We start from the raw sequence: 19,834 nt of genomic DNA on the forward strand, positions 1-19,834 counted from the left end.
TAATTAACTGATTACATATTCAGCATGATTATTAATATATGCATATAAAGAAGGCGGTAATCCTTAAACGTTATGTTAATTAACTTGTTTTTTGATTGTTGTTTGATCTCCACTTGTTAATTTGTTGAGTTTAATTTGTTTCAATGTATTATTGCTGCAAATTCGTACCTATTGTTACTATAAGGATTAGTAAGATGTATTTTAGGCAAATGGATGGTAGTCAAGCTGTACTATCAAATTCAATCTCTCAAATAAAAACTAAAGGGCTTTCACTGCTAGCCGCTGTGCTTATTTCCGGTTGCGGCGGAGGTGGGGGAGGTGATACCGGCAATCGAGCTAAGCAAAACATTGACTCCACACCTGTCATTGAAAGTGCTCCAGCGCCAGAAAAAGATTCAAATCAAGTTGAGACTCCTGAGCAATCTACACTTGAAGACCTCCTTATTTCAACTATCGATTCAGATTTTGGTTTAATTAACCCGACCCAAGTGAGTATTAAACCTGGCGGTACTGCGAGTTTTGAGATTAACCCTATTAATGGGTATCGAATCGACTCTGTCTCAGGTTGTCCTGGTGAATTAATTGACATGACTTATAAAACAGAAGCGCTGCTCTCCTCTTGTCAACTAAATGTATCTTATGTTCAAAAGGAGTACAAATTAAGTACCTCAATTAACGAAGGGGGGAAGATCACGCCCACAAATATAGTAGTTAAACATGGAGAGCAGCAGGTATTTACGCTTACCCCAAATGAAGGTTATACGCTCAATAGCGTTGAAGGTTGTGGTGGTGAATTCAATGGGCATGAGTATAAAACAGGGCCATTGTCCAAAGATTGTACTGTCAAAGCTTTATTTAAATTGCGACAATTTACTGTCGATACGGTGTCTAGCGAAGGTGGGAGTGTAGTTCCTAGCTCTACTACCGTAAGTTATGGGCAGAGTTTCGACTTTGAGATTATTCCTGCTTTAGGCTACGAATTAGATACAGTTGAAGGATGTAAAGGGAATTTAACCGAAAATGTCTTTTCACTGTCTCCCGTTATACAGGCGTGTACAGTTAAACCAAATTTTGTCTCCAAAGAATACGAAATTTCTGTGAATGTTACAGGTGACGGTAGCGTAAGTTCTCCAACTGGTTTTGTATTAAATTATGGTCAACCTTTCACTTTGGAAGCACATCCAACTCAAGGTCATAGAGTATTATCAATTGAAGGGTGTAATGGTATTTGGAACGAAGAGTCTGGTGTCTATGATATTGAAAGTGTGACGTCCAATTGCAGCGTAAATGTAGAGTTTGTAAAAGGACAGGCAATAGCTAGCTTGGAAATAGACCCAGTTTTAAAGAGTTGTCTTTTAGATGGTGAGAGTTTGTATAGTGACCAAGTGACGAGTCTGATTTGCAATGATAAAAATTTGAGTTCAATGCTCGGGATTGAGCACTTTTTCATGTTAAAGTTTTTATATGTACATTACAGCGATGTTCGAGAGCTCGATGTTTCCAATAATTTAAATCTACGTCAGATAGTGTTTAAAGGCGGTTCGCTTGAAAAAATATCGATTGGCGAAAACACAAAACTAATGCATCTATCATTGGCATGGAATCGGCTTAAAAGTCTTGATGTAAGTGAAAACACATCACTAGAGACATTAAATTTAGCTGATAATGAATTATCTACCTTAGACCTTAGTGCGAATGAAAAATTAACTTGGGTTGATGTTAGCGAAAACCGCATTGAGAATATTGATTTTTCAAACAACAAAGAGTTGGAGACTTTAAATTTAAAACGAAATTTAATAACCACCCTAGATTTTAGTGAAAATAAAAAGTTATTTAGGCTCTATATTGATCAAAATAAAATAAAGGAGTTGGATCTCTCTAATAACACAGAGATTTTTGATCTAAATGCTAGGGCAAATTTAATTGAAAGGTTAGACCTCTCTGAGTTAAAAAAGATCAGTATTTTAAATTTGGACTTAAATAATATTTCTGATTTGAAAATTGCTGGAGAAAGGTTGTCTTCACTTGATGTTGGCTATAATAAAATTTCAGAATTGGATTTGTCTTCTCATACTAACTTAGTGGAGCTGAACTTGGCTTCCAATGGAATGGAAAAGTTAACTTTACCGACTGGTGAAAGTTTAAAAGTTTTGAATTTGAGTGATAATAACTTACCAAATATTGATTTAGGTACTATGAGAAATTTGGAAGAGTTATACTTATCTAGGTCGAAGCTGTTGACAATAGATTTAAGTGGCTTTGAAAAGTTAAGCCAGTTAGGGTTAGACTTTAACAACTTAAGATCAATTGATTTATCTAGCAATATTGCTTTAACTAGCGTGAGTGTTAGTAATAATGATATCTCTTATATAGATCTTTCTAAGAATACAGCACTAACTAGCGTAAATCTTAGCAATAATAATTTAAGTACTTTGGATTTATCTGCTTTGTCAGAGCTTAAGTTTGCTTTTTTGAGTGATAACAATAACTTGTCTGTTAATTTTGGTGGAGATTCAAAAGTTGAATATATAGATCTATCTTGGAATAAATTAAAGGAAATTGATGTTTCAAAGCATTCAGAATTAAGAGGCCTTGATCTAAGTAGTAGCGAACTAGAGTTTTTAGATATTTCTAAAAATGAGAAGTTGACTTTCCTAAATGTTCTTGCGAGTGGTCTGTCTGAAATTGACCTGTCAAATAATACTTCGCTGGCTAGCTTGAGTATAAGTGGTATGGGGGTGGAGAATTTGGATGTGTCACATTTGTCCAATTTGACCCAATTAGAAATTCTTGCTTCTTCAATCAAAGAATTAGATCTATCAAATAATCTTGCTTTGGAAATGTTGTACATATCTAACACTCAGCTGGTTGATTTAGATATATCTAACAATGTTGCATTAGAAAATGTTTATCTTTCTGACTTTAAAATCGAGTCTTTGGATTTAACTATGTTTCCGGAGTTACAACTTCTGAATATTATAAATGCTGAATTGAAAAATATTGACCTGTCTGCGAATGAACGCCTCTTTTCTTTGACCTTACATGATAATAAAATAGAAGATATAGATATTTCAAATTTGATTAACCTGAGAAGTCTATATATTTATAATAACGACTTAAGTAGTATAGATGTAAGCAATAACAATCAACTGGACCAATTACGTATAGATGGGGGCACAGAATGTGTAGGACAAAAATGTGAAATTGCGAGTTATCGCTGGTAGTCTGTAATGTGATTGTCTAAACAGGCGCTGCTATCACAGCGCCTTTCTCCATATCATCTCTACTGGACCTTGGCGAAATTGATTTAGCCACCACTGACCTACTAGTACCTGCACAGTTAAAATGGCAATGCCACACAGGGCAAATCCGCGTATGGCATCCTCGGGGTATCGATTGGTTTGCTGGTTGAAGTGAGCCCAAGATAACGTCCTTTTTGTTAGTTTTGATGTGTTATATCAAAACTATTGGGGGATACCTATTCGGGCCTATGAATAAATTACACCTTCTTTCGCTGTGAATGCTGGTAATGGCACTGCTGGGACGAGGAATATGACAGTAAGATTAAATTGTATGATTATTAGACTTTTGTCTAGTGCCTATTTGCTCAAAATAGAGACAGACTGATTGTTGCCAATAATGGTTCAACACAGTAAAGGAAATAATGATGAAACTTCAATTTAATAAAAAGAACGTTAAAAACTTATCAGCGAGTGCAAGCTCACTGAACGAGAACAAAACTCGTCAAATCGCTGGTGGTATTTCAGCAATGGGCTGCGGTCCAATCTCAGATCCAAACTACTCGTGCCCAGTTTCTGTTAATGGTTATAAGTGTTAATAACTTGAAGCGCTGTGTAATAGTAAAACAGGACCTGTTTTAACAGGTCCTAATAGGCGTTTTTGTGCAGAGCTAAACGCACGAGTGTATTTATTGTTTTGACAGTGTTTTAATTTGGCTTTCCAACCACGTTCTCATCCTTAGGTTGTCTGGTTTTGTTATCTTTAGGGCATCGCGATATAACGAGACGGCTTCTTCGGTATTTTCTTGACGCGCTTTACTTACCCCAAGCCCTGCGACTGCGGAGGCTGAGTTTGGAGACTGAGCTATCCAGTAATTAAATAATTCGTCGGCGTCTTTGTAGCGTCCTTGGCCTCGTAACCTTTGTGCTGAAGAGCGAATACAGGCTGCATTACTGGTTAAGTTCAAGTTAGGGTAAACCGTAAAGCCAACTTGTCTACTAAGCAATTCATAGTACTCCAAAATACGTTTTAAGGTGTTGTCACCTTGTTGCTCAAGCTCAATAAACTTTTTCCCGATATCCCAATCTTTACGTGGAAAAACAAGGTCAATGGCACTGAGTAAACCTGGTATTATCATTGGGTAGTGGCCAAAGTTATCGATATGCTCGACCCTTACTTTAAATGTTTTTGAATAGGGTGCCAGCGCCTCTTGTAGTTTTTTACTGAGTGTATAGCGAACTGGGTTTTCTTCAGCTTCTCTTTTGGCTGATGCGACATATAAATAACCCTTGCGGTGCGGGTTTTTGGCAAGGCTTTTGACGATTGCATCAATCATTGACGTATCTGGTGTATAGCCTTGGCCTATTACATCGGTTGCGGCAAACAAAAAATGGGCATTAAATAAATCAGGGGCCGCGGCCAAAGTATGTAAACCAAATGCCGCAGTTGGGGATGCGCCCACAAAGATACGGAAGTCGTTGACGCGATATTGGCTTTTTAAAAATGGCAAAAGCTCTTTTTGCAGGTAGTTAATCATACTTTGCGAATGCCCTTTGGCAAAACCGGCTATCCGCTCGGTTTTGTCACCTTGCCAGCCACTTTGGCTTATATAGAGCTCAGGTCCCCACGCAAAGCGATCGTGAGAGTGTATAGACACGACAATGGCTTTTGGCATTGACGCGGTATTGCCGAGATGATTTACCACGCCATGGGTCGTCTCGGATAGTAACCAACCGTCGAGTGTCACTATCAGTGGATAGGTGCGCTGCGACGTGGTGATATGGTAATCCGATGGTAAGTACAGGTCAAAACTGGGCGTTTGCTCAATATATTGAGATGCAATCGACAGTGTTTTACCTTTAACGAGCGGTTTTTTACTGAGCGGCTGCTCGGTTGCCTTTGCTGTAACTACCCCTAAAATTAGCAATATGTAACACAAAAATTGCATGTTACGCTCCTTGATTGTTATTGTGATAAAAGAGTGTGCTAGTTTGCCAAATCGAGTATATAAGACATGAAATCTACCTGAAGTTTTGTTGATATCTTCATGAAGTTATTGCTTATTTATGGTTTACTATGGATGTAGCGAGTAAAAGATAAATATAAATTGGACCGATAAACGTGCAGCAAATAATGATAATAAACGAGCGGTCAATCGATACCTCTAGGAACCAGATCACCTATCAAGATCATCATCTCACTTTGCCACCCAAGGTCATCGCTGTTTTGTCCTGTTTGGCTAAACGGCAAGGTCAAGTAGTGAGTCATGATGAAATGGTTGATGAAGTATGGAAACATGTCGTCGTATCACCAAACTCATTGCAGCGTGCTATAGCAGAGCTGAGAAAAGCACTTGGCGATGACGGCAAGTCTCAGTCCATAATCAAAACGCACTCTAAGCAAGGGTATAGCCTTGAAGTGCCAGTTTTATGGTGCGATAGGCAAACCCAATCCACAGATGTGGCACACAGACATGCACAGAAAGCCACAAAGCCTGGGCTTTTACTGGTGTTCGCATGCATCATGAGCAGTTTTATAGGCGTGTTTTACTTTGCAAAGCAGCAAGAGGAGGCAGCAGAGTTTACCCAGCTTACTTCTTTGACTGCCAGCGATGTACAAGAAGGCGCGGGGCTCTTTTCACCTGATGGTAAATACTTAGTATTTTACCGTCACTTGGAAAGTTGCAAGAGTGAGCTATGGGCAAAAGATCTTGCAAATGAGCAATCAATTAAGCTCACACTTAGCGGCGCTAAATTTTCGGGGTTCACGTTTTCACCAGATGGAAAAAAGCTGGGCTTTTTGCAAAACCGAGCATGTGAGAAGGTGTCCATTGAATACGATGACACGGTCGAAAACTGCTGGGATTTGGTGGCAATCGACTTTGCTGAAGCCTTGAAAAAACCACAAACGCCACATGCACTAAAAGCATGTAAGTCGACCAGGATGTATCATCCGCAGTGGTTAACTTCAGATTCATTTGCCACACTTGATATGCAAAACAACCTCTTACGTGTTGCGATACATAATACAAGCGACCACCAAGTTGACACCCTCTTTGAAGATAAAAATTTACATTTATATGTTTTAAGGTATTCAGCCACTCATCAATTGTTGGCTGTGATAGGGCTTGATAAAGAAGGTGGGCAAGTATTGAGTTTGCTAAAACCTTCTGGTGAGCTCGTTGCGCAAAATATCATAGATTTTCCCGCGTCATTTGATAGCAGTACTCGCATTTATCCCAATTTTGACCCTGATTCGCAAAGGTTGCTTTATGGTAGTGGCAAAGCTTTGTTTGAACTGAGTTTTGATGGCAGTGTAAAACCTATCATCTTACCCCTGCATCAAGATATTTATAGTATTAACTTCCATCCACGCACCAATGCTATCGTGGGAACTTATGGTACCTACGATTCAGATTTAGTCTCTGCATCTTTCGAGCATGAGCAGGTCTCAAATGTGTTTACCTCTCAAAGTCGTTCTACTAGGCGAGAGCATGGCGGTCAGTTTAGCCCAGATGAAAAATACTTGGCGTTTATTTCAGCGCGCAATGGCAGTGATCAAGTATGGTTATCTGGTGGTACACAACCAAAACGCATTACGCAATTTAAAGGTCCTGAGCGGGTACACGCGCTTCAGTGGTTACAAACCAGTAAAGGTATAATTATCGCGACTAACCAAGCGCTTTATCAGTACGATTTAAGTAGCCAGCGCAGGGTTTTAGTGTCTGATAAAAACATCGAAGGTTTGTATCGTTCTAAACTCTTCACTCATAGTTTGTTTGCGTATCAGGAGCACGGAGAAACACATCTCGCTACAATATCCTTTGAAGGAAAGTTCGAGGTTTTACTTAAAACAGCGGTTCGAGATGCTGTGTTGCTAAAGCCCCAATCGTTGATTTATCAGGATCTGAAAGGCCATTTTTGGCGTGTAGAGCAGGGTCAAGTAGTGGCCTTATCGGTACTAAACCAACATGCTCATAAAGCTCAGTTTATTGAACGCGACGGCTTTTTATATGGACTTTCAAGCGCTAATTGGCTTTGGCGTTACGATATTGAACACGCGCGCTACCAGCAGCTTAAAAAGCTTGATGCGAATATATTATCTATTGCTGATGTTGGTGACTCACAATTGCTGTTTGAAAAGCTAATATCACAACAAAAAGAGATAGTGATGATTGAATAATTTATAGTGCAGCAAGCTATGTAAGCGTGGGGTACTCTGTCAAAGATCAACCCTGCTTAATACCTGCTATTAAAAACCCAAGCGGTTTGTCAATATCATCAATTTTCAGTGTGTTACCTTTGTCGCAGCTCATAGCGAGTGAGAACCCGTGGAGGTAGTCTACTAACAGATGCAAAAAAACTTCAGACTGGCTGCGTTCTAGTTTTAATACGTTGATAATTTGCTCAAACCGGCCAATAAAGACTTCTGCTGGACTGTCAGATTTCATGCTCAGTAAAGTGTGTAATAGTCCGTCATATTGACTTAGCGTCGCAAGATAGCTTTTGCACAGAGCGCTGAGTTCCTGTTGCCAATCTCCAGTGTTTTGTGGTGTATAAATATCTTCAATTAGTGAGGTGGTAATGGCCTCTAGCATGGCATCTTTGTTTTTAAAGTAATGGTAAATCGCCATCGCATCGACCCCAAGTTGTGCCGATAACTTACGGATACTGGGAATACTGCCTGTTGTTGCCATCATATTTTTAGCTGCATTAACAATAGTAGCTTTGCTTAGTGCACTTTGTGATTTTTGTGGGCGGCCGCGCTTTTTCGCATCATTGCTCATATCTAATTCAGTATTTGACTGTTAAATTCTACGGTGTAGAATAACTGAGTTTATTACTTAAATCAACTAAGAGGAATTCATGGCTAATATCGTATTCATCGCAACGAGCTTGGACGGTTTTATCGCAGACAAGAACAATGGAATTGATTGGCTTCATTCAATTCCAGGTACTGAAGGGCTTGATTTGGGATATGACAAACATATCGCTTCGATAGATGCGTTGGTGATGGGACGAAACACCTTTGAACTCGTTTGCAGTTTTGACTGTGACTGGCCGTATACCAAACCCGTATTTGTGCTGAGCAATACGTTGCAGGACATACCTAATGGCTATGAAGATAAAATAAGGTTAGTCAATGGGGAGCTGTCGCAACTTGTAAAACAGCTAAACGATGAGGGGTTTGAGAATCTTTATATTGATGGTGGCGTGACAATACAGCACTTTTTAAAAGCAGATATGATTGATGAAATGATCATCACCACAATCCCTATTGTATTGGGCAGTGGCATACGCTTGTTTGGCGAGCAATCACAGGCACTTAACTTTGCATGCACATCTTCTGAACGGTTTGAAAATGGCATCTGCCAAAACGCTTTTGCACGAAAGCGCTAGGCCGATTTGATGCAAGGGGGGAGGTGGTATGTCCTCAACCTTTATGGGTTTTACTTGGGTTGGTATATTTCATTTATTCTAGGGATATTATGCTCCCAGCGTGGGATGGGGTCACCAATATAATGTCTTGCTGCGTCTAAAAATAGGCGTGTTCTCACAGGGAGATCTCGGTGAGGATACACCGCATACATGGCACTGTAATCAGGCAAATTGACGTCAGTTAACATAGGGACCAGCTGTTCGTGGTCAACGTGATCGGCAAAGAAAAATGCAGGTGCCGTACAAAAGGCATTGTGAGATAGCACTTTTTCTAACAGCGCCTCACCATCATTTGATTTGAATACCGGGTTGATGGGTTGCTCTTGTTGCTTTCCCTTTTCATCAATGTAACTAATCGACTCAAAACGAATGTGATTACTCGTATAAGCCGCAGCGGGCAGCTCGGCTAAATCTGCCATCTTTTTTGGCTCACCATAGGTTTCGATAAACTGCGGCGTAGCCAGAATGAGCATACGATTGCGAGCTATTTTTCTGGCAATTAAGGAGGAGTCTCTTGGTTCACCAACACGAAAAGCCAAATCGAACCCTTCGGAGACCATGTCAATCACTCTGTCATCTAGTCGCAGCTCTATTGTGACTTGCGGAAAACGCTTTTGAAAGTCATTGATGACGGGCATTAGGTAGTATTTACCTAAATAACTCGATGAAGTTATTCGCAATAACCCTCTGGCTTCTTGGTGGTAGTTTTCAGCCATTTGCACTGTATCTTGCAGCAGTAACCTAAGCTCCGCTGCCTTTTTTACCATTTCTGCCCCTGCGGCCGTTAAGGAAAACGAACGGGTTGTACGATTTAATAATCGAACACCAAGCTCTTCTTCCAATTTACTGATTTGTTTAGATATAACAGAGCGGTCAATGTTTCTGAGTTCAGCAGCTTTTGAAAAAGAACCTTGCTCAACAACTTCTAAAAGCATGATTAAACGACTGGTTGTATCCATTATTGGCATCACTAAAAAGTCTATTGGTGCCATTCTGGCATTAATGTTTTTAAAAAACCACTATTTTTAGTCATTAATAACAGGCGTACGATGTCCACATATTAATTTCCAGCGGAGCAACAAATGAAAAAGTTAGGTTTATCACTCAGTGCAGTGGCCCTTGCCCTCGTTTTAAGTGGTTGTGGCCAGTCTAATGCACAGCAAGGACAACAGCCGACACCACTAACTATTGACGTTGCAAGCGTGCAGCTTGAGCACGTTCAGTCTTGGCATACATTTACAACACGCCTCGAAGCCCCAGAGCGAGTTTTGCTTAAACCACGTGTATCCGGTCAAATTGAACGCATGGCATTTACCGAAGGTGAACGTGTCAACAAAGGTCAATTATTATTTAGTCTTGACCCGAGACCTTTCCAAGCACAAATTGACACTTTACAGGCACAGCTTGTAAGCGCTGAAGCAAGTTTAGAACAAGCTCGCGGTGAAGCAGAGCGTGCAAATCGTTTGGTGGCACAAAATGCCATTTCTACAGAAGAAGCAGAGCAGCGCAGTGCGACGCTTCGTAGCGCAATAGCCAACAAAAATGCCATCGAGGCACGTCTGCAAAATGCGCAGTTAGATTTGGAGTTTAGTCAAGTTTCAGCGCCTATCAGTGGCACTATTTCTCGCGCGATAGCGACCAAGGGTAATTACGTTAAAGCGGGTGAGACAGAGCTGACAACCATTGTTTCTGATGATGAAATTTACGCCTACTTTGATGTTGATGAGCGTACTTGGAGCCGCCAATTTGCTGATGTGTCTGTTCAAGATGAAATTTCTGTGCAATTGCAGCGCCTAGGTCAAGCAACGCAGGTGTCAGGTAAGCTTGATTTTATCGACAACGAAATTAACCCAAATACCGGAACATTGCGCGTGCGTGCAGTATTTGATGCGCAACAACACAACCTTAAGCCAGGTTCATTTGCGCGTGTATCAATCGGTGCACAAAATGCACAGCAAATGGCTATCGTCCCAGAACGCGCAATTGGTACAGATTTAAAAAACCGATTTGTATTAACCATTGATGAAAACAATGTATTGCAATATCGCTTGGTTGAGCTGGGTGAGCGCTATGGCGCATTCCGCGCAATTAAATCGGGCTTAGAAGCGGGCGATCGCATTGCGGTAAATGGTCCAGCGCGAGTTGGGCCGGGTATGCCAATTACACCAAATTCAGTCAGCTTAGCATTTGAAAATACTCAGTTTGTCTTAAAGCAGTCTGAATCAACACCTGTTTTACTCAGTGCGGCAAACTAAGAGAGCATTATGAAATTTTCACACTTTTTTATAAACCGGCCTATTTTTGCGGCCATGCTGTCGATGATTTTTATCATCACAGGGGCTATTTCTCTGTTCCAGTTGCCGGTCAGTGAATACCCAGAAGTTGTACCTCCAACCGTGGTTGTCAACGCAACATACCCTGGCGCAAACCCTAAGGTTATTGCAGAGACGGTGGCTACGCCCCTTGAGCAGGAGCTAAATGGCCTTGAAAATATGTTGTATCACGGCTCGCAAGCTACCAGTGACGGTCGCTTAACGCTGACTGTAACCTTTGCACTGGGTACCGATCTTGACCAAGCGCAAGTACAGGTACAAAACCGTGTAAACAATGCGTTGCCGCGATTGCCACAAGAAGTGCAGCGTTTAGGTGTAACCGCTCAAAAGTCATCACCTAACCTAGCATTGGTTGTACATTTGGTTTCGCCAAATGGTGAGCAAGACACCGCGTATATGGCTAACTATGCTGATTTGTATATCAAAGATGAATTAAAACGCTTACCGGGTGTCGGTGACTTACAGCTATTTGGTGGCGCTAAATATTCGATGCGCGTGTGGTTGAACCCAGATGCCCTTGCAGCACGTAACCTAACGGCTTCAGATGTAGTCACTGCACTGCGTACTCAAAACCAGCAGGTTGCTGCAGGCTCATTGGGTGCACAACCGACGCCTGAAGAAAACCAATTCCAGATCTTATTAAATGTAAAAGGTCGTCTAGGCAGCATTGAAGAATTTGAAAGTGTTGTAATTAAAGTGGGCGAGAATGGCGCACTAACTCGCTTAAAAGACATCGCTCGAGTTGAACTTGGCCAAGAAAACTATGCACTGCGTGCCATGTTAGATAATCAGCCAGCATTGGCGATGCCGATTTTCCAACGTCCGGGTACCAATGCAATTGAATTGTCGGACGATGTGCGCGAAACCATGTCGCGTCTTGAGAAAACGTTCCCAGCGGGTATGACATACGAAATTGCCTATGATCCAACTGTGTTTGTGCGTGGCTCAATTGATGCCGTAATCATGACGTTAATGGAAGCGATCCTACTAGTTGTAGTCGTGGTGGTGGTGTTTTTACAAACTTGGCGTGCGTCTATCATCCCTCTGATCGCCGTACCAGTATCATTGATTGGTACGTTTGCTGTGATGCAAATGTTAGGTGTCTCTATTAATACCTTATCTTTATTCGGTCTGGTATTGGCAATCGGTATTGTTGTTGATGACGCCATTGTTGTGGTTGAAAACGTCGAACGTAATATTGCCGACGGTCACAGTCCGTATGAGGCAACTAAAATTGCCATGACCGAAGTTACAGGCCCAATTATTGCCATCGCATTTGTATTGTGTGCGGTATTTATCCCAACAGCATTTATCACAGGCTTGTCTGGTCAGTTCTATAAGCAGTTTGCATTAACTATTACTATTTCCACGCTAATTTCAGCATTTAACTCACTGACGTTGTCGCCAGCGCTGTCAGCTATTTTGTTAAAGTCGCATGATGCGCCAAAAGACCGACTAACCCGTATTTTGGACAAGCTATTTGGAGCGTGGTTATTCAAGCCGTTCAACCGTTTATTTGATAAAGGTGCAAAAGGCTACGAAGCCGTCGTTAAAAAGCTGATCCGTATGAGTGTGGTTGTGGGCGTGGTATATCTCGCATTGGTTGGCTCTACTATTGGTTTGTTCCAGTCGGTGCCAGGTGGGTTTATTCCACAACAAGACAAGCAGTACCTCGTTGCCGTTGCGCAATTACCTGATGCTGCGAGCTTAGAGCGTACAGAAGAAGTAATTAAGCAGATGCAAGAAATTGCACTTGAAGTGCCAGGTGTTGCCCATACGGTTGCTTTCCCGGGTCTATCTGTAAATGGCTTTACCAATAGCACTAACAGCGGCATTGTGTTTACGCCTTTAGATGATTTTGCCGATAGAAACGACCCGAGTTTGTCAGCACAGGCAATTGCGATGCAGCTCAATATGCGTTTTGCAGCCATTGATGAAGCCTTTGTGGCAGTATTTCCGCCGCCGCCAATTTTAGGTTTAGGCACAACGGGTGGTTTTAAACTACAAATTCAGGACCGAGCTAACCAAGGGTTTGAAGCGCTTTTTGCTGCGCTGCAAGCGACCATTGGTGCTGCTCAGCAAGACCCAGCACTAACCGGGCTTTACTCAAGCTTTAGAGTACAGGTACCGCAAATGGACATTAATATCGACCGTGAGCAGGCGCTTATTCAAGGTATTCCATTGCAGGAAGTATTTGATGCATTGCAAGTATACCTCGGTTCTGTATACGTAAACGATTTCAACTTATTTGGCCGTACTTACCAAGTGAAAGCACAAGCTGACGCTGAGTTTAGAGCCAAGAAGGAGCAAATAAATAATCTTAAAGTACGTAACGCTGCTGGCAACATGGTACCTCTAGGTTCTGTTGTGACTGTAGAAGCGACGACGGGTCCAGATCGTGTGATGCACTACAATGGGTACGTGACCGCTGAGCTTAACGGTAGTCCAGCGCCGGGTTACAGCTCGGATCAGGCGCAGCAAGCGATTGAAAAAGTGCTTGAAAACACACTGCCTGAAGGCATGGCTTTTGAATGGACAGAAGTGACGTATCAGCAGATCTTGGCTGGTAATACTATGGTGTACGTATTCCCCTTGGTTGTAGTACTGGTATTTATGGTTCTAGCAGCGCAATACGAGAGTTTACGCTTGCCACTGGCGATCATCTTAATCGTACCTATGACAATATTCTCAGCGCTAGCAGGTGTATATATGCTAGGCGGTGACAACAACATCTTCACGCAAATTGCATTGATTGTATTAGTTGCGCTGGCATCGAAAAACGCCATATTGATGGTGGAGTTTGCCAGAGACAAACATGTTCAGGGCGCGACGCATTTAGAGGCAATTATTGAAGCATGTCGTTTAAGATTACGTCCAATTTTGATGACATCTATCGCCTTTACCGCAGGTGTTGTACCGCTAGTATTGGCATCAGGAGCGGGTGCAGAGATGCGTCAAGCCATGGGTAACGCGGTATTCTTCGGCATGATAGGTGTCACGGTGTTTGGCTTGCTATTTACCCCAGTGTTTTATCGTCTAGTAACGCCTAAGGAGCAATAAACATGCGAGCAATTAAACTGTCTATTATAAGTCTTGCTGTGGCTTCTGTGGTTGGGTGTACTAGCACATCGTATGAGCAAGATGTAGCGGCAAGTCAGCAGACGTTTAACACCAAAGTTGAAAACACGCAGGCACTGGCAGCAGTGACTATGTCTGATGAAGCCAACTGGTGGCAGCAATTAGATGACAATAATTTAAACCAATTGGTGGCTGATGTGATGTCAGCCAATCAAAACCTTAAGGCTTCTGCAGCGCGCTTGCGCGCTGCAATGGCGGGGTTAAGTGAAGCGCAGCGTGCACGTTTACCGCAAGGCAATGTGAATATTGCTGCGCAAAGAGGCACGACTTTACTTCCAAATGGTACGCAAAGTAGTGTTACTGAGTCACTAAACGGTGGTGGAACGCTGACATGGGATGTTGATTTATCAGGGCGCATTACGAAGCTTGCCAACGCGGCGTCAGCGGCAGCTGAATCACAGCAAGGGCAATACCAAGCCTTAGCGGGCGAGTTAGTGACAACCAGTATTCAAAGTTATTTACAATGGCAAGCACTGCAGCAGACTCAGCAATTAACAGAGGCACAGCTGAAAGCGTTGGAAGAATCCATTGCGATCATTGAGATCCGTGTTAAAGAGGGCGTGGCGACCGAGCTTGAGCTTAATCGTACCAAGTCACAATATTTTGAGCATAAACAGCGGCTGCCACAAATAGCGACTGAGCTTGCGGAGGTTGAGCAAACGTTGGCTGTGTTAACCAATAAATCGACAGACAACTTAGGCCTACATGCACTTAGTAAATCGCGCTACGAACATCTCGCGATTACTGTGAGTTTGAGCTCTGCCTCAGATGCGTTATTACAACGTGGTGATGTGCAAAGTGCTATCGCAACGTTAAAGCAACAAAACTATTTGTCGCAAAGTGCTGAGCGTGCTTTATACCCAGATATTAGTTTTTCTGCGTTTGCGGGGGTATTGAACCCAACGGCTTTAAATTTTACGGATACTCAATCTAATTGGCAGGTATCTCCAACCCTGAGTTGGTCGCTGTTTAGCTATCCACAACTACTGGCTCAGCTAGATAGACAAGAGGCGATCACACAGGCCAGCTATTATGACTATCGCCAAAAGCTTACCAATGTACTTGCGCAAGCTGAGTATTCACTCCGGGCTTTATCTCAAGCAAAAGTGCAGCTAAATTATGCACATGAGCAAGTTGTAGCGGCAGAAAATGCGTATTTGCAAGCAACAGCGGGATATAAAGAGGGACAATTGGGTTATCTTGAGTTGTTGGATGCGCGACAAGATGTTTTAATAGCGCAACAATCGCAAATGGCCATGAGAAATATGCTACTTAGTTCGTCGGTAAGTGTATATGGTGAATTAAACGGACAATGGTCTAAGGCTTTAGTTGCGAGCATTTAATGCTCGCAAACGCGCCACTTTTGGAGAAACAAGCAACTATGTCTACCGAACAAACTAAGATGAAGGCCTTGGAGCTTCGCTCACATGGGCTCGACTTTGATTTAGTCATGAGTGAGCAGGCGATGCCAGAACCAAGTAGCAATGAGCTACTGGTAGCCATTGAATATGTGGCACTCAATCACTTAGATGCGAGAATGGCAAGAGATGGGTTTAGCCAATGGGACTATCCGCATATTTTGGGCCTTGATGCCGTTGGCACTGTGGTCCAAGCAGGCAAAGGGGTATTTCCTAAAGCGGGGGCGCGGGTTTTATTTAATGCCAATTTGGCCCAAAAAGGGATGCTAAAGGAATTTGCCGTAGTGCCAAACCACGCGGTGTCTGAATTGCCAACGGGTATCAGCCCTGAGGTAGCAGTTATCCTACCTAATGCTGGTATGGCTGCGCTACTTGCGATCGAAAAGTTAAAGCTTACAGAAGGCGACTCATTGGCAATTAATAGCGCACAAGGGGCGGTGGCGCATTTTGCAATTCAGTATGCAAAGCAAAAAGGCGCACAAGTGTTTGCGTTTGCACAAAAGGAACATCACAAAAGGCTGCGTAAGCTCGGTGCAGATTTTGCCTTTGACTGTGAGTCAGAGAGCGTTTGTGATCAGATTAAACGTGAAATAGGTCCTGAAGGATTCGATTGTATTCTAAATACATCAGGTGGAGATTCTTTTATCGAAGACCTGAGACATTTGCGTTTTTGTGGTCGTATTGCCTGTTTAAATGGTTTTGGTCATATTCCAGAAGAGCTGCTGTTTGAGAAAGCGCCAAATATTGGGGTGGTGTCAATCGGCGGAGCTTGGCTGGCAAACAACTTATGTGCGCAACAGCACTTATGCTTTATGGGTCAAAAGCTACTAGCGGATGTGAAGTCAGGGCAGCTTAAAGTGCCTGACATAGAGCTCATAGAGTTTAGTGCTCAAGCCGTCAAAGATACTTTGTCGTGTTTGCTCACCTCCTCGTGTCAAAAGCGACCAGTGATAAAAATAGAACACGTATAATAAAAAGCCACAACCTAGGTTGTGGCTTTTTCGTTTAGAATTTTGCTGAATACGATAAAGATAAAAAGTCCAGCCCAGGGTTGGGGCTTTTAAACCCCGCGTTAGAATAATGAATGTACCGCATCGCAATATTGGCATCTCCTAAGTCATAGACAAAGCCAAGTCTGTCTTCAAATTGATAGTGAGTGCTGACGTTTTTGCCTGCAAATTGTGTATCTTCTAATAACGCTACACCAATGCCAAATTCAATAGATAAAGGCTTGTTGTAAACGGTAGCTATGGGGTATTGGATAACAGGGGAGACGGCCAATACAAAATTTTGATCATACTTACCGCTGTCGCCAAACCGCCAAAAGTTCACGCTTGATTCAAAATACATATTAACGAGGTGCCAGCTCTCTGGTAGCCAGTCATTGGTATGATATTGATATGCAAGCTTAACACCTCGAACATCACCCTCACCATGAATGTAATGTATGCCATAACCGTGGGATGTACCGGCCATTGCCGAAGTCGACAAGGCTAAAGAAAAAAGAAGGCTAGGTATGTGTTTCATAGAGTACTTCTCGATAACCATTTTGATGTATTTTGCGCGTTCTTTTTGTGTCTAAATAGAAGTAAAAAAGCATCTAATTGGTGCGCTATTGGCATCATTTTGATAGTCGTTTGATTTTATTTGATATTTTCAATTTGTGCCGTTATGGCATCAATCATTTGAATTTTTGTTGACATATTTATCAGTAAAGGGGGTGTACAATTACCTTAATCGCACCTTAACGACGAAAGAGAAAATCATGACTAACGACTGGTTAAAAGCACTTACTTTCATACTTGGACTGGCAATGAGTTTGAGCATATCAGCGCATAGCCAACAAAGTGTGGCGTCGCACGCGCAGCTTGATACTTTGGCCCGTGATTTGAGCTTACAGTTTATGGATGCGACACAACAATTGGCTGCACTTCCTGACGTAGAGCGAGATCAAAGGGCGAAACAACTGGTTAACGCACAGCTCGTTCCTCATCTCGACTTAGAGTTTTCGTCCTTAAAGCTACTTGGCAAACATGTTAGGGGACTAGATAGGCAGCAAACTGCAGAGTTCACCAAATTGATAGAATCTCAGTTAGTAAACATGTATGCGCAGGTGCTTATTGATTATAAAGGGGCTGATGTTGCGTTAAAGACCTTGCAAACCAATCAGGGTCGCAAGTTTGCCGAAGCAGCAGTTGAAATAGAGAAAGCCAATAGCGAACGTTCGCAATTGATTTTCAAATTTAAGCAAGACCCACAAGGTCAATGGCGAGTTTATGATGTGGTTTCTCGACAGGTATCGCAGTTAAGTGTAAAACGTCAAAGTTTAGTATTAAAAATCAGCAAAATTGGCTTTGAACAACTAAATCATGAGCTTAGACAGTCACAAAGAAATGAAATTTAGTTGGTTGTTTTTAAAAGGATACTAAAAAACTTACACCAATTTAGTATTCAGTGTACGCGATAAATATTATGAAAACGTTCTTACAATCGCTTGATTTAAACACTGTCATATTAAGCTTAGGTCAAATAGCTCTAAACGGAATAAGTTTAGAAAAGTAGTACAAAAGCCATTTTTTATGCAAATGCAATGCTTTTTGCTTAGAGCTGGCTAAAGATATACTCAAGTTTTTGCACCTTGGAATATAACCCTCTAGCTGGTTTCAAAATCAACCTACTGAGTACCACTTAATTGCGATTAGGTGGTGCTTTTTATCTCTACCTTTCACTCATTTTTTATTCCGTTACCAGTTTAGAATCAAACAAGTAAGGGAAGTTCGTATTTAGGTATTTGAAAATGTGTGGGATAGACCACGTAATACAACTTCAAGTCTGAACTGAAGGCGCAATTAAAACAATCTGATTGAGTTTACTAAGTGGGAGTTTTAGACCTTCAATAGGAGAGTTAAACAAAATAAAAAACGCTGAAACGCGTCAATCAGTAATGAAGTTAAAAAAATACTGATTATTTTACTTTTACAGCACAGCTGGATTCACAATTTGTTTAATAGGCCATATACATGGTACAAAAAGAATTTAAAACTTCAATGTGCGAACTTCTCATAGTGCCATCTAGATTAATTTAATTGATAATTAAAAGGACTTCAGTTGGTGGGTAAGATCATAAGAAGTGATCTTGAGTTAGTGCCTTGATTATAAGCAACACACGGTATTCATGATTAGTTACTAGTAGTTCACGAAGAGGTTAAGTCTTCGTGGTTAATTTTTTTGTAAAATCAAATTGCTATATTTTAAATTTATATTAATTTGTTACTATGGTTTTTAAATATAAATTTTAAATTTTTAAATGTGCAGTTTCTTTGCAGGGAAATAAGTTGATTTATTGGAGGGACTTATGAAAAAAATGCTTTGTTTGAGTTTGTTTATTTTACCATTCTATAGTGGTGCAGGAGAATTGGTTAGGGATGCTGTAATTACTGAGGTTGCTAGTTCTAGTGGCAATAAAGATGTTTTTTATGTGAAGCTTAGTGGAGGCACTGGCCCATGCGCTAATGGTTCGGTGGAGTTTCCTGCAAATAAGTCGCAGTCAGAGCAATCCTATAATCAAGCTTTTTCAATTGCATTAGCAGCGTCAATGAGTGGCAAAAAAGTTAGAATACACAATTACTCCAACAACGAGTGTGGCGGAGCAAACTTTATTGGTGTTTTTACAAACTAATAAGTTGATTTAAAAGTAAAAGAGAAGGTGGTGACCGGGTAAGTTTTTACTTGATAGTGAAAATTACTTCAATCTGAAAATACGCCAACCTATTCAGTTTAAATCTGAAAAATGAATTCTGTAACCAAATTACCCTGTGGGAATTGAACATGATTTATATTCAATTCCCTTTACCCCTCTATGACAACTTGATGTCAGGCCGTATCGGGTAAATGTGCTCGGGTTAGACTATTTTCATACTTTTCTTCTTTATTCATACACGGCACACATACTTACTAGCTAAAATTTTCAATAGTTCCAAGTTAATATGCATACTTTCTTCACAATAATCCATAATTAAAGTTAATAAATCAAAATACTCGATGTAGCTAGTTACTGTTCTTTTATCTGTGTCTGCTGAACTAATTGGATCGACAAAATCTTTCACCTATCATGCATTTACTCCACTACCGTTAATTTTAATCTCGTTTCAATAAACTTTATTGCGCACCAAATAATCTTGAACGCTTTTCCCAGACTGAGCAAACCAGCTTGCCCAACAAGTGCCATGACAGCAACTCTTGTCGCAAATAACAAGGTTCTACTCTT

Annotated in this window: 15 protein-coding genes; 10 read left to right on the top strand and 5 right to left on the bottom strand. The window is 41.4% G+C overall.

What is annotated here, in order from left to right:
• Positions 1–194: 194 nt before the first annotated feature.
• Complete coding sequence (locus J8M00_RS00565; RefSeq protein ID WP_211008435.1) at positions 195–3,224, top strand: leucine-rich repeat domain-containing protein; 3,030 nt, start codon at positions 195–197, stop codon at positions 3,222–3,224.
• 33 nt (positions 3,225–3,257) lie between these two features.
• Here the strand turns inward: J8M00_RS00565 and J8M00_RS28660 are convergent, their stop codons facing one another.
• A complete protein-coding gene (locus J8M00_RS28660; protein WP_211008864.1) occupies positions 3,258–3,377 on the bottom strand; it encodes a DUF418 domain-containing protein in 120 nt (39 codons plus the stop codon).
• Between the two features lie 287 nt (positions 3,378–3,664).
• On the opposite strand from J8M00_RS28660, the gene J8M00_RS00575 reads away from it, so the two are divergent.
• The gene (locus J8M00_RS00575; RefSeq protein WP_211008436.1) at positions 3,665–3,838 is read left to right on the top strand and encodes a hypothetical protein; all 174 of its coding nucleotides are present in this window, start codon (positions 3,665–3,667) and stop codon (positions 3,836–3,838) included.
• 90 nt (positions 3,839–3,928) lie between these two features.
• Here J8M00_RS00575 and J8M00_RS00580 read toward each other — a convergent pair whose 3' ends face one another.
• Positions 3,929–5,188: an alpha/beta hydrolase-fold protein gene (locus tag J8M00_RS00580; RefSeq protein WP_211008437.1), complete on the bottom strand. Its 1,260-nt coding sequence runs from the start codon at positions 5,186–5,188 to the stop codon at positions 3,929–3,931.
• A 185-nt stretch (positions 5,189–5,373) separates the two neighbouring features.
• Here J8M00_RS00580 and J8M00_RS00585 point away from each other — a divergent pair, with 185 nt between their 5' ends.
• A complete protein-coding gene (locus J8M00_RS00585; RefSeq protein ID WP_211008438.1) occupies positions 5,374–7,422 on the top strand; it encodes a winged helix-turn-helix domain-containing protein in 2,049 nt (682 codons plus the stop codon).
• Between the two features lie 46 nt (positions 7,423–7,468).
• Here the strand turns inward: J8M00_RS00585 and J8M00_RS00590 are convergent, their stop codons facing one another.
• Entirely contained in the window at positions 7,469–8,026 is a 558-nt protein-coding gene (locus tag J8M00_RS00590) for a TetR/AcrR family transcriptional regulator (protein WP_211008439.1), read from the bottom strand.
• A gap of 79 nt (positions 8,027–8,105) precedes the next feature.
• On the opposite strand from J8M00_RS00590, the gene J8M00_RS00595 reads away from it, so the two are divergent.
• On the top strand, positions 8,106–8,639 hold the full coding sequence (locus J8M00_RS00595) for a dihydrofolate reductase family protein (RefSeq protein WP_211008440.1): 534 nt from the start codon (positions 8,106–8,108) through the stop codon (positions 8,637–8,639).
• A gap of 50 nt (positions 8,640–8,689) precedes the next feature.
• Here the strand turns inward: J8M00_RS00595 and J8M00_RS00600 are convergent, their stop codons facing one another.
• Positions 8,690–9,637, bottom strand: a complete 948-nt coding sequence (locus tag J8M00_RS00600; RefSeq protein ID WP_211008441.1) for a LysR family transcriptional regulator — start codon at positions 9,635–9,637, stop codon at positions 8,690–8,692.
• A gap of 123 nt (positions 9,638–9,760) precedes the next feature.
• Here J8M00_RS00600 and J8M00_RS00605 point away from each other — a divergent pair, with 123 nt between their 5' ends.
• The 4 genes from J8M00_RS00605 to J8M00_RS00620 are packed head-to-tail and all read left to right on the top strand — an operon-like array spanning position 9,761 to position 16,538.
• Positions 9,761–10,933: an efflux RND transporter periplasmic adaptor subunit gene (locus tag J8M00_RS00605; RefSeq protein ID WP_211008442.1), complete on the top strand. Its 1,173-nt coding sequence runs from the start codon at positions 9,761–9,763 to the stop codon at positions 10,931–10,933.
• Between the two features lie 9 nt (positions 10,934–10,942).
• On the top strand, positions 10,943–14,071 hold the full coding sequence (locus J8M00_RS00610; RefSeq protein WP_211008443.1) for an efflux RND transporter permease subunit: 3,129 nt from the start codon (positions 10,943–10,945) through the stop codon (positions 14,069–14,071).
• A 2-nt stretch (positions 14,072–14,073) separates the two neighbouring features.
• Complete coding sequence (locus J8M00_RS00615) at positions 14,074–15,492, top strand: TolC family protein (protein ID WP_211008444.1); 1,419 nt, start codon at positions 14,074–14,076, stop codon at positions 15,490–15,492.
• 38 nt (positions 15,493–15,530) lie between these two features.
• Positions 15,531–16,538, top strand: coding sequence for a zinc-binding dehydrogenase (locus tag J8M00_RS00620; protein ID WP_211008445.1), 1,008 nt, complete (start codon positions 15,531–15,533; stop codon positions 16,536–16,538).
• A gap of 34 nt (positions 16,539–16,572) precedes the next feature.
• Here the strand turns inward: J8M00_RS00620 and J8M00_RS00625 are convergent, their stop codons facing one another.
• Complete coding sequence (locus J8M00_RS00625) at positions 16,573–17,094, bottom strand: acyloxyacyl hydrolase (protein ID WP_247687171.1); 522 nt, start codon at positions 17,092–17,094, stop codon at positions 16,573–16,575.
• Positions 17,095–17,332: 238 nt separating this feature from the next.
• On the opposite strand from J8M00_RS00625, the gene J8M00_RS00630 reads away from it, so the two are divergent.
• Together J8M00_RS00630 and J8M00_RS00635 are read left to right on the top strand one after the other, a co-directional pair.
• Positions 17,333–17,971: an ABC transporter substrate-binding protein gene (locus J8M00_RS00630; protein ID WP_211008447.1), complete on the top strand. Its 639-nt coding sequence runs from the start codon at positions 17,333–17,335 to the stop codon at positions 17,969–17,971.
• Positions 17,972–18,922: 951 nt separating this feature from the next.
• On the top strand, positions 18,923–19,246 hold the full coding sequence (locus J8M00_RS00635; RefSeq protein WP_211008448.1) for a DUF5992 family protein: 324 nt from the start codon (positions 18,923–18,925) through the stop codon (positions 19,244–19,246).
• Positions 19,247–19,834 lie beyond the last annotated feature (588 nt).

This window comes from Pseudoalteromonas luteoviolacea (genome assembly GCF_018100925.1).
Classification (GTDB): Bacteria; Pseudomonadota; Gammaproteobacteria; order Enterobacterales; family Alteromonadaceae; genus Pseudoalteromonas; species Pseudoalteromonas obscura.